At 72.2% G+C, this 25560-nt stretch carries 28 protein-coding genes; 11 read left to right on the top strand and 17 right to left on the bottom strand.

Annotated features, from left to right (window positions below):
• Positions 1–8 precede the first annotated feature (8 nt).
• Genes E1295_RS04695 through E1295_RS04685 form a run of 3 tightly spaced genes read right to left on the bottom strand, consistent with a single transcriptional unit; the run spans position 9 to position 2345 of the window.
• Positions 9–653: a response regulator gene (locus E1295_RS04695; RefSeq protein ID WP_132628409.1), complete on the bottom strand. Its 645-nt coding sequence runs from the start codon at positions 651–653 to the stop codon at positions 9–11.
• The gene (locus tag E1295_RS04690; protein WP_132628408.1) at positions 644–1744 is read right to left on the bottom strand and encodes a sensor histidine kinase; all 1101 of its coding nucleotides are present in this window, start codon (positions 1742–1744) and stop codon (positions 644–646) included. Before E1295_RS04690 ends, E1295_RS04695 begins: the two co-directional genes overlap by 10 nt.
• Positions 1728–2345 (bottom strand): DedA family protein, encoded by a 618-nt coding sequence (locus tag E1295_RS04685; RefSeq protein WP_132628407.1) that lies wholly within the window; start codon positions 2343–2345, stop codon positions 1728–1730. Before E1295_RS04685 ends, E1295_RS04690 begins: the two co-directional genes overlap by 17 nt.
• 101 nt (positions 2346–2446) lie before the next feature.
• On the opposite strand from E1295_RS04685, the gene E1295_RS04680 reads away from it, so the two are divergent.
• From E1295_RS04680 to E1295_RS04670, 3 genes are all read left to right on the top strand, one after another.
• Positions 2447–5254, top strand: a complete 2808-nt coding sequence (locus E1295_RS04680) for a DEAD/DEAH box helicase (RefSeq protein WP_246079838.1) — start codon at positions 2447–2449, stop codon at positions 5252–5254.
• Positions 5251–6411, top strand: a complete 1161-nt coding sequence (locus E1295_RS04675; protein ID WP_220448531.1) for an SWIM zinc finger family protein — start codon at positions 5251–5253, stop codon at positions 6409–6411. Before E1295_RS04680 ends, E1295_RS04675 begins: the two co-directional genes overlap by 4 nt.
• Positions 6412–6511: 100 nt before the next feature.
• Entirely contained in the window at positions 6512–7123 is a 612-nt protein-coding gene (locus E1295_RS04670; protein WP_132628429.1) for a dihydrofolate reductase family protein, read from the top strand.
• Positions 7124–7128: 5 nt separating this feature from the next.
• On the opposite strand, the gene E1295_RS04665 is transcribed toward E1295_RS04670, so the two are convergent.
• Positions 7129–8055 (bottom strand): NAD(P)/FAD-dependent oxidoreductase, encoded by a 927-nt coding sequence (locus tag E1295_RS04665; protein ID WP_246079837.1) that lies wholly within the window; start codon positions 8053–8055, stop codon positions 7129–7131.
• Between E1295_RS04665 and E1295_RS04660 the strand changes: the two genes are divergently transcribed.
• Together E1295_RS04660 and E1295_RS04655 are read left to right on the top strand one after the other, a co-directional pair.
• A complete protein-coding gene (locus E1295_RS04660; protein WP_132628404.1) occupies positions 8023–8919 on the top strand; it encodes a cytochrome P450 in 897 nt (298 codons plus the stop codon). The genes E1295_RS04665 and E1295_RS04660 overlap by 33 nt on opposite strands.
• Before the next feature lie 75 nt (positions 8920–8994).
• Complete coding sequence (locus E1295_RS04655) at positions 8995–9594, top strand: TetR/AcrR family transcriptional regulator (RefSeq protein ID WP_132628403.1); 600 nt, start codon at positions 8995–8997, stop codon at positions 9592–9594.
• Here E1295_RS04655 and E1295_RS04650 read toward each other — a convergent pair.
• Together E1295_RS04650 and E1295_RS04645 are read right to left on the bottom strand one after the other, a co-directional pair.
• Positions 9554–10045: a Tn3 family transposase gene (locus tag E1295_RS04650; RefSeq protein WP_166427076.1), complete on the bottom strand. Its 492-nt coding sequence runs from the start codon at positions 10043–10045 to the stop codon at positions 9554–9556. The genes E1295_RS04655 and E1295_RS04650 overlap by 41 nt on opposite strands.
• Before the next feature lie 102 nt (positions 10046–10147).
• Positions 10148–10543 (bottom strand): hypothetical protein, encoded by a 396-nt coding sequence (locus E1295_RS04645; protein WP_132628401.1) that lies wholly within the window; start codon positions 10541–10543, stop codon positions 10148–10150.
• Positions 10544–10565: 22 nt separating this feature from the next.
• On the opposite strand from E1295_RS04645, the gene E1295_RS48485 reads away from it, so the two are divergent.
• From E1295_RS48485 to E1295_RS04630, 4 genes are all read left to right on the top strand, one after another.
• Complete coding sequence (locus E1295_RS48485; RefSeq protein WP_166427075.1) at positions 10566–10739, top strand: hypothetical protein; 174 nt, start codon at positions 10566–10568, stop codon at positions 10737–10739.
• Positions 10736–11488: a MerR family transcriptional regulator gene (locus E1295_RS04640; protein ID WP_132628400.1), complete on the top strand. Its 753-nt coding sequence runs from the start codon at positions 10736–10738 to the stop codon at positions 11486–11488. Before E1295_RS48485 ends, E1295_RS04640 begins: the two co-directional genes overlap by 4 nt.
• On the top strand, positions 11488–12372 hold the full coding sequence (locus E1295_RS04635) for a hypothetical protein (RefSeq protein ID WP_220448530.1): 885 nt from the start codon (positions 11488–11490) through the stop codon (positions 12370–12372). The genes E1295_RS04640 and E1295_RS04635 overlap by 1 nt, the downstream gene beginning before the upstream one ends.
• 534 nt (positions 12373–12906) lie before the next feature.
• Positions 12907–13491: a dihydrofolate reductase family protein gene (locus tag E1295_RS04630; protein ID WP_132628399.1), complete on the top strand. Its 585-nt coding sequence runs from the start codon at positions 12907–12909 to the stop codon at positions 13489–13491.
• Between the two features lie 136 nt (positions 13492–13627).
• Here E1295_RS04630 and E1295_RS04625 read toward each other — a convergent pair whose 3' ends face one another.
• The 3 genes from E1295_RS04625 to E1295_RS04615 are packed head-to-tail and all read right to left on the bottom strand — an operon-like array spanning position 13628 to position 16871.
• The gene (locus E1295_RS04625) at positions 13628–14380 is read right to left on the bottom strand and encodes an ABC transporter permease (RefSeq protein ID WP_132628398.1); all 753 of its coding nucleotides are present in this window, start codon (positions 14378–14380) and stop codon (positions 13628–13630) included.
• Complete coding sequence (locus E1295_RS04620; protein ID WP_132628397.1) at positions 14377–15408, bottom strand: ATP-binding cassette domain-containing protein; 1032 nt, start codon at positions 15406–15408, stop codon at positions 14377–14379. Before E1295_RS04620 ends, E1295_RS04625 begins: the two co-directional genes overlap by 4 nt.
• Positions 15405–16871, bottom strand: coding sequence for an alpha/beta fold hydrolase (locus E1295_RS04615; RefSeq protein ID WP_166427074.1), 1467 nt, complete (start codon positions 16869–16871; stop codon positions 15405–15407). The genes E1295_RS04620 and E1295_RS04615 overlap by 4 nt, the downstream gene beginning before the upstream one ends.
• 166 nt (positions 16872–17037) lie before the next feature.
• On the opposite strand from E1295_RS04615, the gene E1295_RS04610 reads away from it, so the two are divergent.
• Positions 17038–18165, top strand: coding sequence for a sensor histidine kinase (locus E1295_RS04610; RefSeq protein WP_132628395.1), 1128 nt, complete (start codon positions 17038–17040; stop codon positions 18163–18165).
• Between the two features lie 370 nt (positions 18166–18535).
• Positions 18536–19174: a response regulator gene (locus tag E1295_RS04600; RefSeq protein WP_132628394.1), complete on the top strand. Its 639-nt coding sequence runs from the start codon at positions 18536–18538 to the stop codon at positions 19172–19174.
• A 114-nt stretch (positions 19175–19288) separates the two neighbouring features.
• On the opposite strand, the gene E1295_RS04595 is transcribed toward E1295_RS04600, so the two are convergent.
• The 8 genes from E1295_RS04595 to E1295_RS04560 form a co-directional block, all read right to left on the bottom strand.
• Complete coding sequence (locus tag E1295_RS04595; RefSeq protein WP_132628393.1) at positions 19289–19909, bottom strand: SRPBCC family protein; 621 nt, start codon at positions 19907–19909, stop codon at positions 19289–19291.
• Positions 19909–20259 carry an ArsR/SmtB family transcription factor gene (locus E1295_RS04590; RefSeq protein ID WP_220448538.1) on the bottom strand — a complete coding sequence of 117 codons (351 nt, stop codon included), beginning with the start codon at positions 20257–20259 and terminating at the stop codon, positions 19909–19911. The genes E1295_RS04595 and E1295_RS04590 overlap by 1 nt, the downstream gene beginning before the upstream one ends.
• A gap of 48 nt (positions 20260–20307) precedes the next feature.
• Positions 20308–20913 (bottom strand): energy-coupling factor transporter transmembrane component T family protein, encoded by a 606-nt coding sequence (locus E1295_RS04585; protein ID WP_132628391.1) that lies wholly within the window; start codon positions 20911–20913, stop codon positions 20308–20310.
• Positions 20910–21584 carry an energy-coupling factor ABC transporter ATP-binding protein gene (locus E1295_RS04580; RefSeq protein WP_132628390.1) on the bottom strand — a complete coding sequence of 225 codons (675 nt, stop codon included), beginning with the start codon at positions 21582–21584 and terminating at the stop codon, positions 20910–20912. Before E1295_RS04580 ends, E1295_RS04585 begins: the two co-directional genes overlap by 4 nt.
• 1 nt (position 21585) lies before the next feature.
• Positions 21586–22701 (bottom strand): thiolase family protein, encoded by a 1116-nt coding sequence (locus E1295_RS04575; protein WP_132628389.1) that lies wholly within the window; start codon positions 22699–22701, stop codon positions 21586–21588.
• Positions 22701–24122 carry an AMP-binding protein gene (locus E1295_RS04570; RefSeq protein WP_132628388.1) on the bottom strand — a complete coding sequence of 474 codons (1422 nt, stop codon included), beginning with the start codon at positions 24120–24122 and terminating at the stop codon, positions 22701–22703. The genes E1295_RS04575 and E1295_RS04570 overlap by 1 nt, the downstream gene beginning before the upstream one ends.
• A gap of 7 nt (positions 24123–24129) precedes the next feature.
• Positions 24130–24735: a biotin transporter BioY gene (locus E1295_RS04565; RefSeq protein WP_132628387.1), complete on the bottom strand. Its 606-nt coding sequence runs from the start codon at positions 24733–24735 to the stop codon at positions 24130–24132.
• Positions 24736–24888: 153 nt separating this feature from the next.
• Positions 24889–25521, bottom strand: a complete 633-nt coding sequence (locus tag E1295_RS04560; RefSeq protein ID WP_166427073.1) for a TetR/AcrR family transcriptional regulator — start codon at positions 25519–25521, stop codon at positions 24889–24891.
• Between the last annotated feature and the right edge of the window lie 39 nt (positions 25522–25560).

Below are 25560 nucleotides of genomic sequence, written 5' to 3'. Positions count from 1 at the left end.
AGCGGCCCTCACGACTCCAGGAAGTGCAGCACCGCCAGGACCCGGCGGCTGTAGCCGGTGGTGTGCGACAGGCCCAGCTTGTCGAACAGCGCGTTCACGTGCTTCTCCACGGCGCTCTGCGAGACGTGCAGTGCCTGCGCGATCGAGGCGTTGGTCAGCCCTTGCGCCATCCGCTCCAGCACCTCACGCTCACGCGCGGTGAGCCGGGCCAGGGGATCCACCTGGGTCGTACGGGCCAGCAGCTGGCGCACCACCTCCGGATCGAACGCCGCTCCCCCGGCCCCCACCCGCTCCAGCGCGTCCAGGAAGTCGCCGACCTGCGCCACCCGGTCCTTCAGCAGGTAGCCGACCCCTTCGACGTCCGCGCTCATCAGCTCGGCGGCGTAGCGCTTCTCGACGTACTGCGACAACACCAGCACCTTGACCGCCGGCCAGCGCGCCCTGATCTTCAGCGCGGCCCGCAGCCCCTCGTCGGTGTGGGTCGGCGGCATGCGCACGTCCACCACCGCGATGTCCGGCTCGTACGCCGCCACCGCCGACACCAGTGACTCGGCGTCGGCCACCGCCGCCGGGACCTCGTGGCCCTCCTCCACCAGCAGCCGGACCAGGCCCTCGCGCAGCAGCGTGGAGTCCTCGGCCAGGATCACCCGCACGGCAGCACCGCCGTGATCGACGTCGGCCCGCCCGGCGGGCTGCTCAGCTCGAACCTGCCGTCCAGCGCCGCCACCCGCCGGGCCAGCCCGGACAGGCCGCCGCCCGCCCCGCCGGCGCCGCCGCGACCGTCGTCGCGCACCCGCACGACCACCTGATCGTCCTCCTCGTGCACCTCTACGGTGATGAGCGTGGCCGCGGCGTGCTTGGCGGCGTTGGTCACCGCCTCGCTGACCACGAAGTAGGCCGCCGTCTCCACCGCCATGGGCGGGCGCCGCCGCAGCTCGCACGTCACCTTGACCGGTATGCCGGACCGTTCGGCCACGCCCGCCAGCGCCTCACCCAGGCCGAGGGAGTCCAGGCCGCTGGGATAGACCCGCCAGGCCACCTCGCGCAGCTCCGCCAGCGCCTCCTGCGCCTCCTGGTGCGCCTGCTCCAGCAGCTCGGGCCGGCCCCGCCTCGAACGCCCGATCAGCATCGACAGCGCCACCAGCCGCTGCTGCAGCCCGTCGTGCAGGTCCCGCTCGATCCTGCGCCGCTCGGAGTCGACGGCCGCCACGATGCCGGCCCGGCTCTCGGCCAGCTCGGCGATCCTGCGCTCCAGCACCTGGGCACGGTCGGGGCCCAGCACCCGCACGATCAGCATGCGCTCCAGCGCGTGCACCCCCACGAGGCCCGACAGGTCGAGGAACAGCAGCACGCACCCGGCCACGAACACGTAGGCCACGTACGGCAGCGAGGGAAGCATGCCTTCGAACGGCCGGCCCCGTACCCACGACGCGACGACGAGCACGGCCGCGCCCGCGCCGTACACCAGCAGGGCGATCACCATTCCGCCCAGCAGCCCGAGGGGCACGCGCGCGGCGAGGTAGAGCGAGGCCCGCAGGCCGCCGCCCGTGAGCGCGGTGAGGCCGGAGGTGTCCAGGCACAGCCGTCGCGCCTCCAGCCGGGCCAGGCGCCGGGCGGAGGCGACGACGTTGGGGTTGGCCTGGAACGGCAGCGTCGCCAGCAGGAACACCAGCTCGCACAGCGCCGTCAGCGCACCGAGCGTCACCGCGCCAAGCAGCCGCAGCCCCTCAGCGGCCAGACGCATGCCTGCCCTTACGGCGTTCGGCCAGCCGGACCCCGATGAACACCACGATCGCCAGCGCGACCAGGCCGATCACCACGTAGCTGCCGGCGCCGACGTACGTCTCCACCAGCGCGTAGTGCTGGCCCAGGAGATAGCCGGCCATCACGAAGATCGTGTTCCAGATGAGGCTGCCGGCCGTGGTCAGCAAGGTGAACGTCGGCAGCGGCATACGCTCCACGCCCGCCGGGATGGAGATGAGGCTGCGGAAGACGGGGATCATCCGGCCGAAGAAGACGGTCTTGCGGCCGTGGCGCTCGAACCAGGCCTCGGTCTTCTCGATGTCGGACGTCTTGACCAGGGGGAGCCTGGCCGCCAGCGCGAGGGTGCGTTCGCGGCCCAGCGCCGCCCCCACCCAGTAGAGCGCCAGCGCTCCCAGCACCGAGCCGAGGGTCGTGCACAGCAGCACCTCGAACAGGCCCAGCTCGCCCTTGCTGGCGGTGAACCCCGACAGCGGCAAGATCACTTCGCTCGGCAGCGGCGGGAAAATGTTCTCCAGCGCGATCGCGAGTCCCGCCCCGGGGGCACCGAGGCTCTCCATCAGTCCAACGACCCAGTCAGTCATGGGACCAACGCTAGGGACGATCGGGCACGACGGTAATGCGGCAGGCGGCCGTCCCGGACTGTGGTAAACCACAGCCCCGACGTACCGTACACTGTACGGCCGTGAGCCCCTTGACGGATCTGGTACGACACGCGGCAGTCTTCCAACCCGGCGATCCCCCCAGGTCGGGAGTGGTCGCCTTTCTCGATCCGGACGGTGAGTCCACCATGACGGTGGCCGAGCAGGACGGCGGCAAGGTGCGCACCCGGCAGGTCGCGGCGACCGTCGTGCCGGTGCACGAAGCGGTGGCCGCACTGGCCCGGGCCCGCACCGGCCCCGGCGTCCACCCTGCCACACGATTCTGGGGCGCGGTGGCCCTCGTGGCGCTCCAGCTCGTCACCCGGGGGCGCGTGCTGCCCGGGGTGACGGCGGGCGAGCACGACTCCTGGCGCGCGGGGCCGCTGGACGCCGCCGACGTCCGGCGCGTACGCGATCTGGCCGATGCCATGCCCGCCACTGCCCGGGCCGTGCCCCTGGCAAACCCGGCCCCGCACGACGACGGGATCAGGCTGCCCGACGCCGAGCCGCTCGTACGCGCCTTCCTGGACGCCGTCGCCGACACCATGCCGCGCTCCCCCGGCGCCGTCAGGGCCACCGGCACCACCGCCTACGCCGCCATGAAACCCGTCAAGGTGCCGCACCTGCGCGGATGGGCCGGCGAGGTGTCGGCAGGCCTCGACGCCGGCGTGCGCCTGTCGCTGCGGCTGGAGGCCGGGAACCTGGAGGACGGGGCGGAGGACCTCGCCGCCGAGTTCCGCGCCGTCGTCCAGGTGCACAGCCTGGCCGACCCCTCGCTCGTCGTCGACGCCGCCACCCTGTGGCCCGGCGGCGGGCACAGCGGCGGGCACAGCGGCGGGCAGGGCGGGGGCCACAGTGACGGGCAGGGCGGCGCGCACGGTTTCGGCCCTCGCGCCAGAATCGAGACCACCCTGGCCCTGCGCCGCGCCGCCCGCGTCTGGCCCTGCCTGGAACGCCTGCTCGACAACGCCGTCCCCGACGAGCTCGCCCTGCCCGACGGCGACGTCGACGACCTGCTCGCCGGAGCCGCCGACCGCCTGGCCGCCGCCGGCGTCGAGGTGCACTGGCCCAAGTCCCTCGTACGCGGCCTGAGCGCCCGCGCCGTCATCGGCGAGCGCGACGGCCCGCCCTCCGACCTGCCCTCGTTCCTCGGCGGCCGGCAGCTGACCAGCTTCGACTGGCAGATCGCCCTCGGCGGCGAGCCCCTGACCGCGGCCGAGATGGACCGGCTCGCCGAGGCCCACCGCCCCGTCGTACGGCTGCGCGACCAATGGGTGCTCATCGACCCCGACCTGGCCCGCAAGGCCCGACGGCGCGACCTCAAGGCCCTGACCGGGCTCGAAGCGCTGGGCGCCGCGCTGACCGGGACGGCCGAGGCCGACGGCGAGCAGATCGAGGCGGAGCCCACCGCCTGGCTGCGCGAGCTGCGCGAACGCCTCACCGAGCCGGCCGACGCCGGCCCGCCGCCCGGCCTGGCCGCCACCCTGCGCGACTACCAGCTGGCCGGGCTGCGCTGGCTGGCCAGGATGACCTCGCTCGGCCTCGGCGGGTGCCTGGCCGACGACATGGGCCTGGGCAAGACGATCACCCTGATCGCCCTGCACCTGCACAGAACCGGCACCGGCCCGACCCTCGTGGTCTGCCCGGCCTCCCTGCTGGGCAACTGGGAGCGCGAGATCACCAGGTTCGCGCCGGGCGTGCCCGTGCGCCGCTACCACGGCGCCGCCCGCACACCGGCCGACGAGGGGTTCGTGCTGACCACGTACGCCACCATGCGCCTGGACGCGGCCCGGCTGGCCGCCCACCCGTGGGGGCTGCTGGTGGCCGACGAGGCCCAGCACGTCAAGAACCCCGCGTCCGGCACCGCCAAGGCCCTGCGCGAGATCCCCGCCGCCGCCCGCGTCGCGCTGACCGGCACACCTGTGGAGAACAACCTGTCGGAGCTGTGGGCCATCCTCGACTGGACCACGCCGGGACTGCTCGGCCCGCTGAGCAGGTTCAGGGCGCGATGGGCCAAATCCGTCGAGTCCGGTGACCGTGAGGCGGCCGAACGCCTGGCGCGGCTCGTCGGCCCGTTCCTGCTGCGCCGCCGCAAGAGCGACCCCGGCATCGCGCCCGAGCTGCCGCCCAAGACCGAGACCGACCGGCCCGTCCCGCTCAGCACCGAGCAGGCCGGCCTGTACGAGGCCGCCGTACGCGAGATGATGACCCAGATCAGGGAATCCCACGGCATGGCCAGGCGCGGCCTCATCGTCAAGCTGCTCACCGGGCTCAAGCAGATCTGCAACCACCCCGCCCACTACCTGCACGAGAGTGAGCCCCGCCTGCCCGGCCGCTCCGGCAAGCTGGAACTGCTGGACGAGCTCATCGACACCATCACCGCCGAGGACGGCGCCGCGCTCGTCTTCACCCAGTACGTCGCCATGGCCCGCCTGCTGGAACGCCACCTGACCGCCCGCGGCGTGAGCAGCCAGCTCCTGCACGGCGGCACGCCCGTCGCCCGCCGCGAGGAGATGGTCCGCCGCTTCCAGGACGGCCGGGCTCCGGTGTTCCTGCTCTCGCTCAAGGCGGCCGGCACGGGGCTCAACCTCACCCGCGCCGACCACGTCATCCACTACGACCGCTGGTGGAACCCCGCCGTCGAGGACCAGGCCACCGACCGCGCCTACCGCATCGGCCAGACCCGTCCCGTCCAGGTGCACCGCCTGATCACCGAGGGCACGATCGAGGACCGCATCGCCGGCATGCTCGCCGCCAAACGCTCGCTCGCCGAGGCCGTGCTCGCCTCCGGCGAGGCCGCCTTCACCGAGCTGACCGATGCCGACCTCGCCGCCCTCGTGGAGCTGCGGTGACCGCCGCCCGCGGGTTCCCCGCCTTCGGCCCCCAGCGCGCCGGCGCCCGCTTCGCCACCTCCTGGTGGGGACGGGCCTGGGTCAAGGCCATGGAGGACACCTCCCTCGACCACGGCCTGCTGCGCAAGGGCCGCGCGTACGCCAAGACCGGGCAGCTCGGCCCCATCACCGTCAGCCCCGGCCGCATCGCCGCCGTCGCGGAGAGCGACTACGACACCGTCGTACGCGTCGAGCAGCTCACCGACGCCGCATGGGAACGGTTCCTCGACCAGGTGGCCGCCAAGGCCGGCCACATCGCCGCGCTCCTCGACCGCGACATGCCGCACGACCTTGTCGAGGCCGCCCAGGACGCCGCCGTGCCGCTGCTCCCGGCCGTCGGCGACCTGGAGCCCGAATGTTCCTGCCCCGACTGGGGCCACCCGTGCGCGCACGCCGCCGCCCTGTGCTACCAGGTCTCGTGGCTGCTGGACGCCGACCCCTTCGTGCTGCTGCTCATGCGCGGGCGCGGCCAGGACGAGCTGATCGAGGCGCTCCAGCAGCGCGACACCCCCGAGGCGCGGCCCGCGGGCATACCGGCCGCCGAGGCGTTCGCCCTGGGCACACCGCCGCTGCCCGGCCCGCCCCCGCACGACGTCGTCTTCACCCCGCCCGCGCTGGAGCCCGACCCCGGCGGCGACCCCGGCGACCCCGGCATCGGCCCCGGCATCGACCTCGCCGTGCTGGGTGTGCTGGCCGCCTCGGCCGCCTCCCGGGCGCGCGAGCTGCTGCTGAGCGGGCGGCTGCCCCGCCTCACCGAATACCAGGACCGGGTGCGGCTGGCCGCCGAGCACGGCCTCGACCTCGGGCTGGAGGCCGCCGTCCAGGCCTGGCGGTACGGCGGCGCCGACGGCCTGGACGTGCTCGAAACCCCCTGGACGCCGCCCCGCCAGGACCTGGCCAGGGCGCGGGCCCGCCTGGAGGCCGGCTGGGAGAGCGAGGAGCCGCCGCCCGTCCAGGCCTGGCGCAACCGCTGGACGCTCGGCAGGCTGCAACTGCGCTACGGCCGCGACGGCCGGTGGTATCCCTTCACCGAACGCGACGGCGGCTGGTGGCCCGCGGGCCCGCCCGAACGTGACCCGTCGGCCGCCGTCCACGAACGGTGGCAGCCGGACCGATGAGTTCCCGGCCGCCCTCAGGTCTATGAGAGGAGCGGGGGCACCGTCTCCCGCGACCGAAGCGAGTGGATCGGCCGTCGAGGCCGTAGAAGGGTGGTACATGATGGAGCTGGTGGTGCAGGAGTTCCTGTCGCTCGACGGCGTCTGCCAGGGCCCGGGCTCCCCTGACGAGGACACCAGCGACGGGTTCACGCGGGGCGGATGGTTCGTCCCGTACCTGGAAGAGGGGTTCGAGCGGCTGGCCGGCACCTGGCTCGGCCAGGCGGACGCGTTCCTGTTCGGCCGCCGCACCTACGAGAACTTCGCGCGGGACTGGCCGAAGATGACCGACCATCCCTCCGCCGCCGCACTCAACGGGCTGCCGAAGTACGTCGCCTCCGGCACGTTGACCGAGGCCGGGTGGAACCCGACCACGATCCTGTCCGGCGACGTGCCCGCCCAGGTCGCCGAGCTGAAGCGGCGGCCAGGGCGGGAACTGCAGATCCACGGCAGCGCCAGGCTGACGCAGTCGCTGCTGGCCGCCGGGCTGATCGACACGCTACGGCTCGTGATCGCCCCCGTCGTGGTGGGCCAGGGCCGGCGCCTCTTCCCCGACGGCGGCACCCCCTCCGGCCTGCGGCTGCTCGAGCACCGTACGACGCCGGGCGGCCTGTCGGTGCACACCTTCGCATCGGCGGGACGCCCCGGCTTCGGCACCTACGGGGCCGGAGCGTAGACAGGTCATCGTGCATGATGCCGGTGGGCCGCCGTGGCCGGCCGCGACAGGCCGGCCACGGCGATCGCGTCCGGCGTCAGGCGGCGCCTGAGTGTGGGGATGCCGTAGGTGGGATGGGAGGTGGCCCACAGCGACATCGTGAGGATGCCGGCCTTGAGGTACGCGCCCTTGCGGCCGCCCTGGTACGTCGGTTCTGCCCGCCCTTCGTCGTCGATCGACTGCATGATTCCGTCCCGCCGCCCGAGGCTGATGTGGTTGTAGGTGTAGACCAGCTTGGTGTGGGTGATCGTGCGGCCGGTCAGGCGTCCCACGATCGCCTCGATGGCCTGCCGGCTGGTGTAACCGGCCGACGCGCAGGACATCGGCATCGGCCGGCCGTTGTCGCCGATGGCATGGACACTGTCGCCGATGGCGTACACGTTCGGGTGCGAGACCGAGCGCATGGTGCGGTCGACGACGATCCGGCCGTTGCCGGTGACCTCCAGCCCGGCGGCGGTGGCGAGGGGAGGGACCGCGAAGCCGGCCGTCCACACGGTCGCGTCGGAGGCCAGGGTGGTGCCGTCGGCGCACCGCACCCTCGTCGCTTGGACGGCTTCGACGCTGGTGTGCTCCACGACGGTGATGCCCAGCCGGTCGCAGGCCCGGCGCAGGTGGGCGCGGGCTCCGGCGGAGAGCCGGGCGCCGAGCTCGCCGCGGGCGATGAGCGTCACCGACAGGGCTGGCCGGGCTTCGGCGATCTCGGTGGCGGTCTCGATGCCGGTCAGCCCGTCACCGACGATCAGCACGTTCCCGCCTGCGCCCAGCCTGTCCAGGCGTTCGCGCAGGCGCAGCGCAGAGGGCCGGCCGGTGACGTCGAAGGCGTACTCGGCAGCGCGTTCACCGCCCGCACCGTCGCCCGGATGGAGGATTCCATCGCGCGACTGATCGGTCACTACCTCGACCGTGCGGCCGATCAGGAGACGTACGACGTCCTGTCCGGCCTCGCCTACCCGCTGCCGGTGACGGTCATCTGCCGCATGCTCGGCGTGCCCCAGGCCGACGAGCAGCTGTTCCACCGATGGTCCGGCCAGCTCACCCGGCAGCTCGACGGTTTCTCCGACCACTACGACGGCAACGGCCAGACCCCGGAATGGGTGCACGGCGAGGTGGAACTGCACCGATACGTCAACGAACTCGTCGCCGACCGGCGCGGAAGCCCTCGACGGGACGACCTGATCTCCGAATTGCTCGCCGCGCAGGACGGTGGCGACGTGCTCGGCCATGACGAACTGGTCTCCACGATCGTGCTGCTGCTGGTGGCGGGCCACGAGACGACGGTCAACCTGATCGCCAACGGCGTGCTCGCCCTGCTACGGAACCCCGGCCGGCTCGCCGCCCTGCGCGCCGACCCCACCAAGGCGTCCGCGGTCGTCGAGGAGATCCTGCGCTACGACCCGCCCGTCCAGCTCACCGCCCGGGTCGCCAGAGAGGACCTGCGCGCCGGCAACGCGACGGTGCCGGCCGGTGGCCTGGTCATCCTCCTGCTGGCCGCGGCTCACCGGGACCCGGAGGCCAACCCGGACCCCGACCGCTTCGACCCGGCCCGCGAGCGGGTGCGGCATCTGGGCTTCGGCTTCGGCCCGCACTTCTGCCTCGGCGCGCCGCTGGCCAGGCTCGAAGGCCGGCTGGCGTTGGCCGCGTTCGCCCGGCGCGTCCGGGAGCCCGAGCTCATCGCCGACCCGCCACCGTACCGGGAGCACCTCAACCTGCGCGGCGTCAGCGAGCTCCCCATCGGCCACGCCGGGGTGACCAGGTGAGGATGGGCCCGGCAACCGGACGATCAAGCGGAAGAGACCTCTGCTGGGGACGGCACGCTCGGCTAACCTGGTGCGATGGTCAGCTCCAGGAGCCGGCGCCGCCTCACCCCGGAGGCCAGGCGCAACGAACTCATCGACGCCGCCATCCGGCTCCTGGATTCCGGGCAGGACGTGACCAACTGGGTCCAAGCCGTCACCGCCGAAGCTGACGCCGCCAAGGGCACCTTCTACGTTTACTTCTCCTCGTGGGACGAGATGCTCGTCGCGGTACGAGACCGCGTGCTGAGGGATTACCTGGACCGGTTCCACCGGCTGGCCGAGTCCACCGAGCCGATCGACTGGTGGGCCACCCTCGACGCCGAATGCGCGGCGGCCATCGAGGACATCGCCCGGCCCGGAGGGCTCCACGCCGTCGTCTTCCACTCCCCCTTCGCGCCCGCATCCGGAGACGATGGGCGGCCGGACACCATCGCCGCCATCGCCAAGGCACTGAGCCGCGGGATGGACGAGTGCGCGTTCCGCCGGGTCGACCCGCATACCGCGGCCACGATCCTGTTCACCGTCCTCCACGGCGCCGCAGACGCGATCGCCGCCGGAGAGCAGCCACAACACTGGCTGGCAGCCGTACGCGACCTCACCCGCCACTGGCTTGCACCACCACCGATGGAGCAGTGACCCTGGCGCCCCGCAACCTCCGGAACCGCGACGGCCGTGCGGGGCGCGTCCTCGGAGCGGTGCAGAAGGCCCGACGAGGCAGGTGCCGTGGCTGGATCTCAGGCGCCCCCGGACTCTGTGGGTCCGGCGGGAAATCTTTCCTGGCGAACGCCGCCCCGAGCCCGGTGAGGCGGCCGTCGGCCGACCGCATCCGCAGCAGGTTGTAGGCGCGCACCTGATTCGTCACCAGCGACCCGGCGACATGCAGCATGTCGGCCCGGTGGTGCCGGATGGCCCGTACGTTGATCTTGCAGGCCCAGGTCGTTGAGGTGCCGGTAGCCGTTGCGGCCTTGGCGACCGGCTGGCCGGCCAGGCCGACGTCGACCAGGTCCAGCCGACACATCTGGGCGTCACCGATGTCGGCGATCCTGGGGGCGAACTGGTAGCCGCAGATCACGAGCAGGCCGAACACGATGTCGCTGTTTCTATGGGCCCTGTCAAGGGCTGTCGCCTGCTCAGAGGGGTCCCTTTATTCCCCCTCTAGCGATCTTGTTTGGCAGAGCGTAGGCGCTGGTCACCGCACACGCGGAGTTGAGGCACCTGAACCGGCGGAGAACCAGTCACGCGAAGATCTCGGCACGATCAGCAGAACGATGGTCACCAGCCCGAACCCCACCGCGACAACCCCGACGAGACCAGAATCGCTGGAGACGCTGCTGGCGTTGGCGAACCCGGCGAGGACGAGGAACACGCCGGAGAGGATCGATATCGTCCGAGCGCCGCGCCACCCGCGCCACAGTCCCTGCGTATTTGAGAAGCCGTAGAAAGCAACCACGACGGCGACCAGCGCCAGCGCCCAATGCACGAGGAAGGCCCCGACGAGCGCTGCCGCGAGCATGAGCGCGGCAAACGTAGCCAGCAGAATCGCCGCGGATTTCACCGGTGATGGAGGCTTCGCCTGCGAGGTCATGCCGTGACCATACAAGGAGATCATGGGCGAGTCAGGAGCCCTCACGGTAAAGGGTTCGCAGGTGCGACATCACCAGATCGCAGGGATGCATCTGAACAATCTGACCGCCGAGCCGGTGCGCGCGATCACGCACACCGATGGGAAGATCGCGGCGCTTGACCTTGACGTAGCGTCAACGTATCTGATGAGCGCATGAGGATCAGCGAGCTCGCGACGCTGTCCGGGTTGTCCACCCGGACCGTACGCCACTACCACCATCTGGGGCTTCTCCCTGAGCCCGAACGGCTGGCAAATGGGTACCGAGAGTACCGGCTGCGCGACGCGGTGGCGCTCGCCCGCGTGCGGCGACTGGCGGAACTGGGCCTGTCCCTCGACGAGGTCCGCGACGTCTTGGCCGACGACCAGGGCCAGGAGCTGAGGGAGATGCTTCTGGAACTGGACGCCGACCTGGCCAGGGAGCAGGCGGCGACCGCCGCCAGAAGGGCCCGGCTGGCGGCTCTACTGGCGGAGGCGGACCTGCATCCCGACTCGACGGTATCGCCCGACATGGCAGAGGTGCTGCGCGGACTTCCCGCCGGAAGCTCGACATTCGCCGAATTCGACCGCGAACTGCTGACCCTGGCCGCCACTGTGAGTGACCCAGCAGGCCGAGCAGAGTTCGCCGATCTGTTGCGGCCCTTCACCGAGCTTGAGGCGTACGCGCGAGGGCATGCCCTCATCGCTCGGCAGGATGAACTCGCCGACGCCGACCCCGATGATCCGCGTGTCGCCGTGGTCGCGCGTGACCTCGCGGCCCACCTTCCCGACGAAATGGTCTCGGTGATGACCGCGAGTCTCGACGACACCAGCACCGGCCAGTGGCAGGAGGAACTGCTGCGGGAACTGCCCACCGCCCAGGCCGAGGTCTTCCAGTCGCTCGTGACCCAGCTGAAGGATAGAGCGTGATGTTGAGGTTCGCGCGTGCCGCGCTGTTCGCCATGGTCCCTGCGGAGCTGGTGCTCGCGGTCCTGCTCATGTCCGGTGTGCCGCTGCCGCTCCCCCTGGTCGTGGTGGCCGAGGTGGCCGTCGTCGCGGTGCTCGTCCTGGAGGCGGTGACCGCGTACCGGCTGTTCAGGGCCGCGCGCCGGGGCGGCGCGGACCGCTGGACGGCGTTGCGCGCCTCCTATGACCAGCTGGTACCCGAGCAGGTACGGCGGATCGTGGGGTTCGACCTGAAGGGCACGATCAGCCTTGCCCTGTGGGTCGCCCGTCGCCGCCACGGCGTCCCCGACGGCGCCACCGCCGTTTCTTACTCCCGCGCGCAGACCCTGACGATGGTGATCTTCCTGGGTGCGATGGTCGTGGAGCTGGTGGGCGCGGAAGTTCTGCTGCGGGCGTTCGGCGCGCCTGTCGCCCTGCGCGCCGTGGTCTTGGTCGCCGACGCCTACACGGTCCTGATCGTGCTCGCGGTCATCGCGGCCTGCGTCACCCGTCCGCACGTCGTCTCGGACGATGAGGTGCGCATCCGCTACGGCGCGTTCTTCGATCTGCGCGTCCCGCGGGAGCGGATCGCCAGAGTGCGGCACGTCCGCAACTTCAACGAGAGCGGCACGATCAAGGTGGACGGCGATCGGCTGGCCGTGGCGGTGGCGTCCCAGACCAACCTCATCCTGGAGCTGACCGAGCCGGTAACGGCCGTCCGGCCCCTTGGCAGCCGCGCCGAGGCCCGCACGATCCGCTTGTTCGCCGACGATCCCACAGCCGCCCTCGCCGTGCTGCGGACCCGCCGGCAGCACGCGCATGGGGACGGGCCGGCGGAATCAGCTGCCGAGGGTCGAGCACGTCGCTGAATCTGCAGGACCTGAAGGAGTAAACGCCGCCTGAAGTGCTGCCTGTGTACCCAGGCCTGCTGGCTGCGGCGTTGCCGAGACCATAAAGCCCCAGTTCAACAGCATGATCGCGATGTGCGGGTGGCGGCTCCGGCACCATCGTGCTCCCTTTCGGCCGCGGCCCACCTTGTCCATGCCCAAGCTGGCTGAGCGCAACGGGGAACATCACTGCGATCATGCTGAGCCGACGTTGGCATTCGAGCTTGAGCACGCCGAGGATGGTCGGCCCGGAGGTGTAGATGGCGAATAATGGGACGATGGAGCCCTCTCCCGGCAGCCCAGGCGCCCCGCAGCCTCCGGAGCCGCCGACGGCCGTGCAGGGCGCGTCCTCGGAGCGGTGCAGAAGGCCGACGAGGCAGGTGCCGTGCCCGGACCCGGACTCCGGCGGATGTCGCGTTCGTCCATCCCGGTCGGGGCCGTGGGCCGGCGCACCGATGAGGTTTCCGCGCCGTGCCCGTCTGTATGTGTGAGATCGACTCACGGAAGGCTGCCACGATGCGGAAACTGATCTTCGCCATGAACGTGACCCTGGACGGCTACATCGCCGCCCCCGGCGACGACCTCGGCTGGAGCGGCGGCGAGGGGCCGGACTCGTCGCCGAGCGACGAGCTGTTCCAGTGGTGGTCCGACCGGGTGGACGCGACGGGCCTGGCGCTGTACGGGCGCAAGCTGTGGGAGACGATGAGCTCCCACTGGCCGACCGCCGACAAGCAGCCGGGAGCCACACCGGCGGAGACCGAGTACGCCCGCCGCTGGCGGGACATGCCGAAGGTGGTGTTCTCCTCGACGACCAGCCCGGTCGACTGGAACACCCGTCTGGTCACCGGCGACGCGGTCACCGAGATCACCAGGCTCAAGGCCGGCGACGGCGGCCCGATGGACATCGGCGGCGCGACGCTCGCCGCGGCGGCCATGCGGGCCGGGCTGATCGACGAGTACGCGATCGTCACCCACCCGGTCCTGGTGGGCGGCGGCACGCCGTTCTTCACAGCCCTGGACCACTGGGTGAACCTGAACCTGGTGGAGACGCGGACGTTTCCCGGCGGCGTGATGCTGACCCGATACGAGACGAGGCGATGAGCACAGGCCAGATGCTCGGCTCGTGAGGCCAGGCCGAGTTCCTTCCTGGCGTGCTCACCGTGACCCTCGGCTATAGGGAACCTTCCCTGGCCCCTTCCTCGCGTTTCCATGTACATCGCCGCCCATCAGGGGTCGGTCAGGCGTCGCGGTGGTTGATCGCCAGGGTTGCCAGCAAAAGAGACAGCACGACGTAACCCACCAGGACGACGGCGGCCGTCGAGGGGCCGAAGGCTCCGGCGTCAGGTACGGCGGCCAGTTGCCTCGCCAGCGACGGAAGCGTCAGAGAACTGATCCAGTCGTTCCACGGAGCCGGGAGGAAGCGTTCGAGCACGGTCGGGGACAGCGGGAGGACGACCAGCGCGATGAGCGCTCCCGGTGTCGAACGCAAGACGGTGGCCAGGCCCAGCCCCATCACCCCGGCGACAGCGGAGCCGGCGCCGGTGGTCAGAACCTCGGCCAGGGCCGCATGTTCGGCGAACGAGGCGCCGATCCGACGCCCGGCCACCACGGCCTGTGCGGTGAAGTAGGTGGCGAACGCCAGCGCTTGGCCCGCGACAGCGGCCACGGCGGCCACCACAGCGGCCTTGGCCAGAAGGAGCGTCCACCGGCTCCGGACCGTGGTCAGCGTGAGTCTGATCATGCCGGTGGCGTACTCGCCGGAGATGGCGAACACGCCCAGCATGCCGAACAGCACGGGCGGAATGTCTGCACTGAAGCTGAGACCCGTGCCGACGGGTTCGCCGCCGGGGCCGTTGGTGTCGAAGTAGCGCGAGATCGAGTAGGCGGCGAAGCCGGTGAGCGCGAGGGCCGACAGTGTGGAGGCCAGGACGTAGTAGGTGGCTCGGAGCGAGCGTAGCTTGAGCCATTCCGATGCGACGAGGTTGATCATTTGGCGATCTCCATGAAGGCCTCCTCCAGTGATGTCCGGCGCGACACCAACTGGTGAACGGCGCAGCCGTTCGCCAGGGCGATATCGCCGATGGCGGCTGCGGTCAGGCCGGTCACCAGCAGTTCCTCTCCAGCGCCGGCATCCCGCACGGGGCGCGTACCGGCTCCGGCCGCTGCGGGCCAAAGGGACGCCGGCTCTTCTCCCGAGTCGGTGTGGTGAGCGGGATGCGTATCGGCTCCGGTCGCTGCGGGCCAGGTGAGCACTGGCTCTTCTTCGGAGTCGGTGTGGTTGGCGGGGCGGATGGTGGCGCCGGCCGCTTCGAGTGCTCTGGACAGGCGGGCCGCGTGGGGTGATCGGATGAGCACGCCGCTCTGGAAGCGGCCCAGCAGGTCCGCCGTCGTGGTGTCCTCGATCAGCCGGCCCTGGCCGATGATGACGAGCCGGTCGGCGGTGAGGGACATCTCGGTCATCAGGTGGCTCGACAGCAGGACGGTGCGCCCCTCGGCCGCCAGGGATCGGAGCAGTGTCCTGAGCCAGCGGATGCCGTCGGGGTCGAGGCCGTTGACCGGCTCGTCGAGGATGAGCACGCCCGGGTCACCGAGCAGTGCCGCCGCGATGCCCAGGCGCTGGCGCATCCCCTGGGAGAACCCCGCGATCCGCTCGCGTGCCGCGCCGGCCAGGCCGACTTCCTCCAGCACCTCCACGACCCTGTGACGCCCGATCCCGCCGGCGTGCGCCAGCGCCTGGAGATGAGCGAACGCGCTGCGCCCGCCCTGCACCTCGGCCGCGTCGAGCATGGCGCCGACCTCGCGCATGGGGTCGCGCAGGTCCTGTTTGCGCACCCCGTTGATCAAAGCCTTCCCCGACGTGGGCGTGTGGAGGCCGAGGATCATGCGCATGGTGGTGGACTTGCCGGCGCCGTTGTGCCCGAGGAAACCGGTGACCTGTCCGGGTTTGACGTCGAACGTGAGCCCGGAGACCGCGCGGGTGGAACCGTACAGCTTCGTCAGTTCCGTGACCTCGATCATTTCCCCACCTTCTGGATGATCTCCGCCGGGCAGCGCGTGCCCGGCGCGGGCAACTCCCCTGTGGTCAGGTAGGCACGAACGTGCCGCCGCAGGCAGATGTTTCGCGCCCACGCCGCGTGGCCGTCGCCGTGCCACAGGACGCGCGCGGACGGGATCTGCCCGGCCACGTGCGCCTGCCCGCGATAATTGGTGTTGTTGTCGAGCTCCCCGATCGCGAAGAGGATCGGCGGGGTGTCCTTCACGCGCAACGGGTGCGGCGCCCACGACGCGCCCCCGCTGCGTCCCCAGCACCGCCCGAGCTCGAAACGTCCCTCGATCCAGCCGAACCTCGGGGCGATCTCACGGAGTCTGGCCTCGATGCCCTGGAACTCCTCATAGGTCGGCAGCGTCGGCATGAAGTCGTTGCACAAGGAGTCCTGGCTCACCGACGTGCCGCCCTCATCCGGGAGCAGTTCATCCAGGAAGTCACCGGCGTCGCCGTCGAGGGCCTTGCGGATGGCGGTCGCCAGCTGGGGCCAGAACGCCGGATTCATGCCTTTGATCGCGCCGGCGTACAGCTGCCCCTCACGGACCGTCCGTCCGGCCGAGGCCGGCAGTGGCGCGCGGCGCACCGCGGCGACGAGCTCATCCCATGCCTTGCCGGCGTCCCTGCCGTGCAGGGCGCAGTCGGTGCGGCGGGCGCACCAGTCGCGGAAACGGGTGAGATGGCGCTCCTGCGTGAGCGCGTAGTTACGGATCCAGGGCTCGAACTTCCGCTGCGTGTGATCGGCGGTGCCGTCGAAGTACATCCGGCCGACGCGCTGCGGAAACAGCTCCAGGTAGGCCTGGGCGTAGACGGTGCCGTAGGAGTTGCCCGCGTAGATGAGCTTGTCCTGGCCGAGCGCGGCGCGCAGGGCGTCGATGTCGTGCGCCACGTTCCACGCCGTCATCCCGTGCCAGGCCGATCTGGCCATGATGCGGCAGCTCGCCTGATGGGCAGCGTTCTTGGCGGCGTGGGCGTCCCAGTCCTGCTTCGTCCTGGCCAGGAGCAGTCCGTGGACGGGGGCGCCGGGCTCCGCGCAGCTGGCCTTGTTGCCGCTCGCGGGCTCCGCGAGGCCGCGCGGATCGATGGCGATGACGTCGAAGCTCCTTTGCAACTCGTCGAGCAGGTTTGGCAGCTCCGGCTGAGCGTCGGGCTGGCTTTTCCGCCTGAGCATCGACGTGCTGGTGCCGGGCCCTCCGAAGTTGACGATCAGCGGCCCGATGCTCCTGCCCGTCGCGGGCAGTTTGGCCACGTGCACCGACGTCCTGGGCCCGCCGGGATCGGCCCAGTCCACGGGAACGACTAGCTCAGCGCAGCGCAGGCCGTCACCGCAGTCCTTCCACACGAGGTCGTGGGCCTGCGCGGAGGCCAGCGTGATACCGCCGAGCGGCACGGCGAGACAGGCCGCCAGGCACAGGGCGATGAGTCTGCGTCGGATCATGGCGGCAACGATGCTGTACGGAGGCGGGTCCGCACATCGGAGCCGGATCCGATCTTCGGGATCGGACCAAGGGCATACGGTACGGGCGTCCGCGCGCGGAGTACGACCCTGGTCCGACGGCCCGTGCTCCGATTCGCTCCCGGCCGTTCCTCGATAACGTCGAGGTGTGAATCTGCTCGCCCGGCGGCCTCCGGCCTGGCTGCTCATCCTGGCCGACACCGTGGTCGCGGTGCTGCTCGCGCTGGCGTCCACGGCCAGTGTGCCGGAGCTGGCCGCCAACACTGTGACGACGGCGCTCTGCTGGCTGCTCGCGGTGCCCGTGGCGGTGCGGCGGTTGTGGCCGGAGCCCGCCTTCTACAGCGCGCTGCTGATCGGCCCTGCCGTGCTGGCGCTGCAGGGCAATTATCTGATGGCGACGGCCGTGGTGGCCCTGGTCATCTACCCGGTGGCGACCGGCCGTCCGGTGTGGCGATCGGCGGTCGCCCTGGTGTCCGGCCTGCTCGTCAACGGGTGCTCGCTGCTGGTCTCGACCTTGGGCGCACCACGATATGTGAACGGCTGGCCCGACCCCGTCTTCATCGTCGGGATGGCCTGGCTGGTCGTCGCAGCGAGCTGGAGTCTCGGCACGGCGGCGCGCACCCGCCGGGAGTTCGCCGCCCGCGAGGTCAGGAGGCAGGCCGAGCAGGCGGTGGCCGACGAACGCCTGCGGATCGCGCGCGAGCTGCACGATGTCGTCGCCCATTCGGTGAGCATGATGACCGTCAAGGCGGGCGTGGCGGCCAAGGTCCTGGACAAGCATCCGGAGGAAGGACGCAAGGCGTTGCGGGCCATCGAGGAGATCGGGCGCGGCTCGCTCGCGGAGATGCGCCATTTTCTCGGCGTGCTGCGCGCACCCGGCAGCGCTCCCGACAGCACGCCGCTCCCCCGGCTCGCTGACCTGCCGTCCCTGGCGCACCGGGCTGCGGAGGCCGGCGTGCGGGTCGATCTGTCGGTGGACGGACCCGTGCCCGACAGCATGGCGCCGGCCGTTTACCGCATCGTCCAGGAGGCGATCACCAACGTCGTCAAGCACGCCGCTCCGGCCGACTGCCAGGCCAGCGTGTCGGTCGCCGACGGGAGGTTGCGGATCTCCGTGGTCGACGACGGGCCCGGGCAGCGGGTGCTGCCGGGGCGGCCGGGCGGGCACGGGCTGGCGGGAATGCGCGAACGGGCCCTGCTGTACGGCGGCACCTTCGAGGCCGGCCCGCTTCCGGGAAGGGGGTTCGGCGTGCGCGCGTCATGGGAGATCCCTTGACCCGCCTGGGAGTTCCACCCCTTCTCGGCGGAGGGCAAGGGTGCGGCGCCGGACACGTTCCGGCGTGCGTGAACGACAGGCCCCTCGCCGGCGCCGCGTGGCGCACGGACCTACGTACGGCCGGCCTTCCTGAAGGTGGTCGACGTGGTACGAGGGGTAGAAGCGGATCGGTCATGATGGACGTGATGACGAGGGTCACCAGCGTGAGCCGGAGAGAACGGAGTCGGCAGGTCCGGACAGGGCGTGCGCGGACCGGGCCGGCTTTGGTCGGGATGGCCTCGGTCGGGACGGGCTCGGTCAGGACGGGCTCAGTCGGGACGGGCTCAGTCGGGACGGGCTCAGTCGGGACGGGCTCGGCAGGAGGAGGGTCGTGATCCGGGTGCTCATCGCCGACGATCAGGCGCTCCTGCGCGGCAGTTTCCGCTTGCTGATCGACTCGGAGGACGATCTCACCGTGGTCGGAGAGGCGGGCGACGGGCGGGAGGCGGTGGCGCTCGCGCGTACGGAGTCACCCGATGTGGTGCTCATGGACGTCAGAATGCCCGAGATGGACGGCATCGCCGCGACCAGGCAGATCGCCGGGGACACTCGGGTGCTCATCCTGACCACGTTCGACCTCGATGAGTACGTGTACTCGGCGCTGCGCGCGGGTGCCAGCGGATTCCTGCTCAAGGACGCGCCTCCGGACGACCTGCTGCGGGCGATCCGGGTGGTGGCGTCGGGTGAGACGCTGCTCGCGCCGACCGTCACCACTCGGCTGATCGCGGAGTTCGTACGCCGGCCGGTCCAGCAGCCCTTTCACGGGCTCGACACCTTGACGGACCGGGAGCGCGAGGTGCTCACCCTCGTGGCCCACGGACTGTCCAACGCCGAGCTCAGCGTGCAGCTCCAGGTGAGTCCCGGGACCGTGAAGACGCACATCGGCCGGCTGCTGGCCAAGCTCAACGCCCGCGACCGCGCCCAGCTCGTCATCGCCGCCTACGAGGCCCGCCTGGTCACGCCGCGTTAGCCGACCGCGCGCCGGCTCGTTCACGGGCACACCAGCTCGGACGCGACCACCCCCCAACGCCGTCCACGCTGCCGGGCAGGCGTCTGACACGTGCGAGATCTGGATACGCCACGGTCAGGCGGGGGACTCCTCCTCGGGAGCGTAGAAGGCGGTGGTGGCGGCCACGGCGGCCGCGGCCTCGCCGTCCGTGGCGCCCCCTGCCTTGAACGCCTCCCCCCACGCCTGGCAGCTGCCGATGATGAAGCCGCGGCCCTCGGGGGTCAGGTGGAAGGTCGCCTCCTCCACCTGCTCGCCGCCTGACAGATGCAGCCCCAGGCCCAGCAGTGCCAGGTCCCAGCCCACACCGGTCGCGCCGGGCCCGAACTGCGACCACATCTCTGCCGGCACCTCGGCGGTGTGCTCCAGCTCGAACAGAGTGCCGCCGTCCTCGGCCGACAGGCGCACCTCGACCTCGGAGAAGCCGGGGTCGGGGCCGAACAGCCAGGTGACCCTCAGCAGGCGCGGCGGCTCGCAGCGCAGGATCTCACCGCCGGCGTTGCCCTTCAGCTGGTACGTGCCCCCGAGCCGCAGGTCACCGGTGACCGGCAGGAACCAGCGGCTCAGCCGTTCGGCGTCGGTGCAGGCCTGCCACACGTCGGTCACGTCGGCGTCATAGTGGCGCCGCAGCGTGACGGTCTTGCGCTCGCCGTTGACCAGGTGGCGGTGGGTGCGGTTGAGCTCGTCGATGAAGTCCATCAGGCGTCCTTGGTGTCGTCTTTGATGCGGCGTTCGCGTCTGCCCCGTGCCAGTTCGGTGGCCAGAGCGTCGAGCCGCTGGTCCCAGAAGCGGCGAAATCGTTCCAGCCAGAGGTCGACCTCCTGCAGCGGGCCGGGATCGACGGCGTAGAGCCGCCGGGTGCCCTGGGCGCGCACGCTGGCGAACCCGTTGTCGCGCAGCACCCGCAGGTGCTGGGAGACGGCCGGCTGGGAGATGCCGAACTCCTGCTGGATGACCGCGGTCACGTCGCCGGAGCTGCGCTCGCCCTCGGCGAGCAGCTCCAGGATCCGGCGTCGCACCGGATCGCCGAGTACGTCGAAGGCGTGCACGATACCCACTATTTCAGGGAACACTTATATAAGTCAACACGGGTACAGTCAGTCGTCGAGCCCGCGCGCGCTCAGCGCCTCCCCCAGCGCGTCGGCGTGCCGCAACGAGCTCACCACCAGCGGCACCGCGAACGCGCGCAGGCTGCGCTCGACCCCTCGGGCCCGCTGCGCCTCCCGGACGCGCACGGCCAGCGCCGCGATGACGGGCACACTGCGTACGGTCAGCGACAGCAGCAACGACAGGCGGAACGGGTCGAGCCCGACCAGCGCCGCCGGTCTCAGACACCGCTCCAGCGCCGCCATCATCGCCGACGTGCGGGTGGTCAGCGTGACGACCCCCGCCAGCGCGACCGCCAGCAGCACCCGCAGCGACGTGACCGCCGCCCCCTCCAGGCCGACGAACACCCACTGCAACCCGAACAGCGCCACCACGAAGAACCGCACCGGCCGCACCTGCGCCCACGCCGCCGCCGGCCCCACCCGCGACACCGCGTAGAGCCCCGCCACGACCACGGCCGCGCCCCCCAGCGCCGCCGGCGAGGGCAGCAGCACCAGCACCGTGCAGGCCACGGCCAGCCCGGCCAGCTTCGCCCCGGCGGGCAGGCGGTGCAGCGGCGACGAACCGGGCACGTAGGCGCCGCTCAGGTCGTTCACTGCATCATCTTCCTGTAGTGGCCGATGGCCTCATCAGGGCCGCCGTCGGCGACGATCCTGCCCTCGTCGAGCACCAGCACCCGGTCGAAGTCCGCCAGCAGCGGCAGGTCGTGGCTGACCGCCACCACCTGCTGCGGCAGGCCGCGCAGCACCTCGGCGACCTGACGGGAATGGCGCAGGTCCAGCAGTGTGGTCGGCTCGTCCATCACCAGGATGTCGGGCTGCAGCACCATCACCGAGCACAGCGCGAGCAACTGTTTCTGACCGCCCGACAGATGGTGCGCCGGGTGGTCGGCGTGCCCGTCCAGCCCGTACGTGACCAGCGCCTCGCGCACCCGCCGCGCCACCTCCTCACGATCCAGGCCCTTGCGGCGAAGGGAGAAGGCGACGTCCTCGGCCACCGTCGGCATCACGATCTGCGCGTCCGGATCGGTGAACAGGAACCCGACCCCGCGCCGGATCTTCGCGGCGTGCCGGCGGGTGTCCAGGCCGAGCACGGTGACGCTGCCCGAGGTGGGCAGGGCAAGGCCGTTGATCAGCCGGGCCAGCGTGCTCTTGCCCGAGCCGTTGGCGCCCACCACGCCGACCCGCCGTTCGGTAAGGCGCGCGGTGACGCCGCGCAGCACGTCACGGCCGCTCAGCCGGACGTGCACGTCCGCGAACTCGATCACCTCACACCACCTCGAACAGCGCGGCCACGCCCAGGCCGCCGCCGACCGCGGCCGTCGCCAGGCCGAGCGTGCCCGGCGGGGCGCCGCCGCGGACCAGCCGCGTGAACAGCCGGGTCACCACGACCGCCCCGGTGGCGCCCCACGGATGCCCCAGCGCCAGTGCACCGCCGTCGGGGCACACCCGCACACCGTCGGCGCCGAGCGGATCGAGCCCGAGCGCGTCGGTGACCGCCAGCACCTGCGCCGCGAACGCCTCCACGATCTCCACCGCCGCCACCCGCTCCACCTCGACCCCCGCACGCGCGAGCACCCGCAGCACCGCCGGCACCGGACCCCACCCGGGCAACCCGGGATCGCACCCGACGACGGACCCGGCCACCAGCCTCAGCCCCGGCAGGCCCGCACGGTCGGGCACGATCGCCACGGCCGCCGCGCCATCGCTCACCGGGGACGCGTTACCGGCCGTCACTGTACCGCCGGCGGTGAAGGCCGCGGGCAGCCGGGCCAGCGACGACGCCCGCATCGGCCGCGGCCGCTGATCGCCATCGCGCCCGCCGACCGGCACGATCTCCTCCGCGAACCGTCCGGCCGCGCGGGCGGCCAGCGCCGCCGCGTGGCTGCGGCAGGCGTAGGCGTCCTGGCGCTCCCTGCTGACGCCGCACGAGGCGGCCAGCGCCTCCGCGGCCGGCCCCATGTCCGGATCGGGATGCCCGCCCGGGGTGAAGGGCGCCCTGGCGTACGGCTGCGCCTCGCCCCTGCGGGTGCGCAGCGGCGCGGTGGACGCGCTCTCGGCCCCTCCGGCGATCACCAGGTCCATGTCACCCGAGCGCACCGCCTGGGCGGCCAGCAGGATCGCCGCCAGGCCGCTGCCGCACTGCCGGTCGACCGTCACCCCCGGCACCTCGTGCCCGAGCCCGGCGGCCAGCGCCGACACCCGGGCCACGTTGCCGCCGGGACCCATGCAGTTGCCCAGCACCACGTCGTCCACCGGCCGCCCCTCCAGATCGCCGGCCAATGCGGCGATCACCGGGGCGGCCAGCCGGTCGACGCTCAGCTCCTTGTACGCGTGCCCGGCCGTGCCGATGGGCGTGCGCCGGGCCGCCACCACGACGGCCATCAGACCAGCCGCCGGATGTCGGGGTCGCCGCCGGCCAGCCGGGCCGCCACCAGGGCTCGGGCGGGTTTGCCCGACTGTGTGCGTGGCAGGCTCGGCACCGCGTACCAGCGGCGCGGCCGTTGCGCGGCGTCCAGCCCGCCCCTGGCCATCGACTCCAGCGCCGCCCGCGACGGGGGCGAGGCGCCCTCCGCCTCCAGGATCGCCGTGACCACCGAACCCAGCGACGGGTGCGGCGAGCCGACCACCACGACGTCGCCCACGCCCGGCACCGTCCTGAGCACCTCTTCGACGTCCTCGGCCACGACGGTCGCACCGCCCGTCTGGATCGCGCCGTCACCCCGGCCGCGCAGCCGCAGCGCCTCGCCCTCGCGGTAGGGCCGCGCCACGTCCCCCACACTGGCCCAGCCGCCGGCGTCGCGGCGCAGCGGGCCCGGCACGTCACCCAGGTAGCCGTCGGCCAGCCACGGCGAGCGCGCCCACACCTCGCCGAGCCCGGCCCCCGGCTCGGCCCTGACCTCGATCTCCGCGCCAGGGAACGGGCGCAGCCCGCCCCCGTCAACATCGGCCGCCACGAACGACAACTCGGTCGCGCCGTAGTACGCCACCACGTTCACCCCGGCCTCGGCCGCGGCCTCGCGTGCTCCGGAAGGGAAGGCGGCGCCCCCGACCACGGCCGTGCGCAACGCTCCCGGACGGCGCAGGACCTCGTCCAGCAGGTGCGGCACCAGGTGCACGACGGTGGCCCCCAGCCCGGCAGCACGCTCGGCCGCGCGCCCCGCCGTCCGCCCCGCCGCGCGCCCGGCCGTCGCGACGGCCGGTGTCCTGCCGGGGAGTTTGCCGGGCAGGACGGCGCACGCGCCGACGGCCAGCGCGTGCACCGCGGCGAAGGCGTACAGGCTGGAGGTCAGCGGCCCCGGCACCAGGACCGCGTCGCCTGCGCCGATGCCGGCCAGCTCGCTGAAGGGCGCGAACGATTCCGTCCACGACGCGCGGCGGCGCACCACGGCGCGGGGTCGGCCCGTGCTGCCGGAGCTGAAACAGGCCCACGCCCGGTCGGCGGGGTCCGGGTCGCAGGTGAGGGCAGGGCCGGGCGCGGACGGGAGCGGCTCGGTGACCAGGAGGTCCGGCGTGAGCGCACCGGTGACGCGCGCCCACCGCTCGCGCCCCCAGGCAGGGTCGCCCACCAGCGGCGTGGCGCCGGCCAGGTCGGCGGCGAGCACGGCGGTCAGCAGCGCGGCCGGGCCGGCCAGCCCGATCGCGACCAGCGAGCCGGGGCCGATCCCCCGGCCGCGCAGATGCCGGGCGGCGCCCTGGATGTTCGCGCCGAGCGCCGCGTAGGACAGCTCGGCGTCATGGCCGCACACCGCCGGCCGTGCGGGGCGGTCGGCGGCGTGCCGCAGCACGTGTTCTGCTACCGGCATCGCGGGGTCAACGCTCCCCGGTGCGCAGCCGCTCGCGGTGCACCGCCGGCACCGCGTCGGGGTAGGAACGCTGCACGCCCCTGGCGACGAAGGCCGTCACGACCGCCTTGGTCAGGTCGCCGGGCAGGAACGTGAGCGTCAGCAGCGCCGCCGAGCCCAGCGACACGCCGGTGACCATCGCCTGCACGGGGATCCCTACCAGGTAGACCACACCGATGCCGCCCACCAGGCTCGCCACCAGCAGCTGCGTCAGGCCGGGCCGGCGCCCGGCCCGCTCCACCAGCCAGCCGGTCACCGCCGCGCCGGGCAGCCAGCCCAGCAGGAATCCCGCCGACGGCGCGGTGAACGCGCCCAGGCCGCCGCGCCCGCCCGCCAGCAGCGGCAGGCCCGCCGCGACCAGCACCAGCAGCACCGCGACGGCCAGCGCCGCCCGCCACGAGCCGAGGATCGCGCCCGCCAGCATCACGCCCGCGGTCTGCAGGGTGATCGGGGTCCCGTTGCCGAAGAGGTTGAACGAACCCGGCAATCCGAGCACCGCGATCAGCGCGGCGAACACGGCCACTCGTGCCAGGTCGCCCGTGGGGAACCTGCGCTGCTTCCCTTCATTCTTCATGGGGTCGATCTCACACCAGAACGGCACGCTTCAGTCATGGAGGTATCCCACAACATTCGGCCCGATCATCTGCCATCGGGATACGAGGCGCCGCCCGAACCACTGCCCGGCCGACCTCGTGTGTCCCCCCGCGGCCGGTGAACAGCGAGAAGGTCAGGGCCGTTGCGGTGGCACGGCTCGCAGCAGCGAACGCAGCAGGTGCGCGGCGGTCGCGGGCGGCACCTGGCCGGGGGTGTTGACGAGCTGGGCGGCGAGCCCGTCGACGAACGTGTGCAGCAGGGCCGCCCAGAGCTCCACCTCGGGATCGGGATGCGGGCCCATGGCCTGGCCGGGGTCGCGGACCGGTTCGTGGCCGCGCAGCGCGGCCACGCACTGGCGGTGCAGCGCCCGCTGGTCGTTCCAGGTCACCGAACCCCCTTCCTGAGGGTGCTGACGCTCCCACTCCACGACCGCCGACCACAGTGCGTACTCCTCACGGCGCTCGGCGTCGAGCGGCAACATCTCCTCCACGATGGTGGCGACCTGTTCGACCACCGAGCCTTTGGTACGGGGCCGCTGGACGCGCGGGAGCAGCCGCCGGCGCAGGGTGTCGGTGGTGGCCTGAACGACGTAGGCCTGCAGCTCACGCTGGTTGCCGAAGTAGTGGCGCAGGGACCCGGTGGACCAGCCGGCTTCGGCGGCGACGCCGCGTACCGTCACACCGGCCGGCCCCTCGCGCAGGATGATCCGGATGGCGGCCTCGCCGATCTCGGCCCGCCGCTGGTCGTGGTCAACGAGTCGTGGCACGTCCACATGGTATGACGCACGTGATAACACGCCCGTGTT

Origin of the sequence: Nonomuraea mesophila, assembly GCF_004352805.1 — a bacterium.
In the GTDB taxonomy this organism is placed as follows: Bacteria; Actinomycetota; Actinomycetes; order Streptosporangiales; family Streptosporangiaceae; genus Nonomuraea; species Nonomuraea longispora.
This window is presented reverse-complemented; position numbering and strand designations above follow the sequence as displayed.

Coding starts and splice junctions, on each gene's coding strand:
- E1295_RS04690 (WP_132628408.1), bottom strand. CDS start 1,744: ATGCGTCTGGCCGCTGAGGGGCTGCGGCTGCTTGGCGCGGTGACGCTC.
- E1295_RS04685 (WP_132628407.1), bottom strand. CDS start 2,345: ATGACTGACTGGGTCGTTGGACTGATGGAGAGCCTCGGTGCCCCCGGG.
- E1295_RS04670 (WP_132628429.1), top strand. CDS start 6,512: ATGGAGCTGGTGGTGCAGGAGTTCCTGTCGCTCGACGGCGTCTGCCAG.
- E1295_RS04660 (WP_132628404.1), top strand. CDS start 8,023: ATGGAGGATTCCATCGCGCGACTGATCGGTCACTACCTCGACCGTGCG.
- E1295_RS04655 (WP_132628403.1), top strand. CDS start 8,995: ATGGTCAGCTCCAGGAGCCGGCGCCGCCTCACCCCGGAGGCCAGGCGC.
- E1295_RS04645 (WP_132628401.1), bottom strand. CDS start 10,543: ATGACCTCGCAGGCGAAGCCTCCATCACCGGTGAAATCCGCGGCGATT.
- E1295_RS48485 (WP_166427075.1), top strand. CDS start 10,566: ATGGGCGAGTCAGGAGCCCTCACGGTAAAGGGTTCGCAGGTGCGACAT.
- E1295_RS04640 (WP_132628400.1), top strand. CDS start 10,736: ATGAGGATCAGCGAGCTCGCGACGCTGTCCGGGTTGTCCACCCGGACC.
- E1295_RS04635 (WP_220448530.1), top strand. CDS start 11,488: ATGTTGAGGTTCGCGCGTGCCGCGCTGTTCGCCATGGTCCCTGCGGAG.
- E1295_RS04630 (WP_132628399.1), top strand. CDS start 12,907: ATGCGGAAACTGATCTTCGCCATGAACGTGACCCTGGACGGCTACATC.
- E1295_RS04625 (WP_132628398.1), bottom strand. CDS start 14,380: ATGATCAACCTCGTCGCATCGGAATGGCTCAAGCTACGCTCGCTCCGA.
- E1295_RS04620 (WP_132628397.1), bottom strand. CDS start 15,408: ATGATCGAGGTCACGGAACTGACGAAGCTGTACGGTTCCACCCGCGCG.
- E1295_RS04615 (WP_166427074.1), bottom strand. CDS start 16,871: ATGATCCGACGCAGACTCATCGCCCTGTGCCTGGCGGCCTGTCTCGCC.
- E1295_RS04595 (WP_132628393.1), bottom strand. CDS start 19,909: ATGGACTTCATCGACGAGCTCAACCGCACCCACCGCCACCTGGTCAAC.
- E1295_RS04575 (WP_132628389.1), bottom strand. CDS start 22,701: ATGGCCGTCGTGGTGGCGGCCCGGCGCACGCCCATCGGCACGGCCGGG.
- E1295_RS04570 (WP_132628388.1), bottom strand. CDS start 24,122: ATGCCGGTAGCAGAACACGTGCTGCGGCACGCCGCCGACCGCCCCGCA.
- E1295_RS04565 (WP_132628387.1), bottom strand. CDS start 24,735: ATGAAGAATGAAGGGAAGCAGCGCAGGTTCCCCACGGGCGACCTGGCA.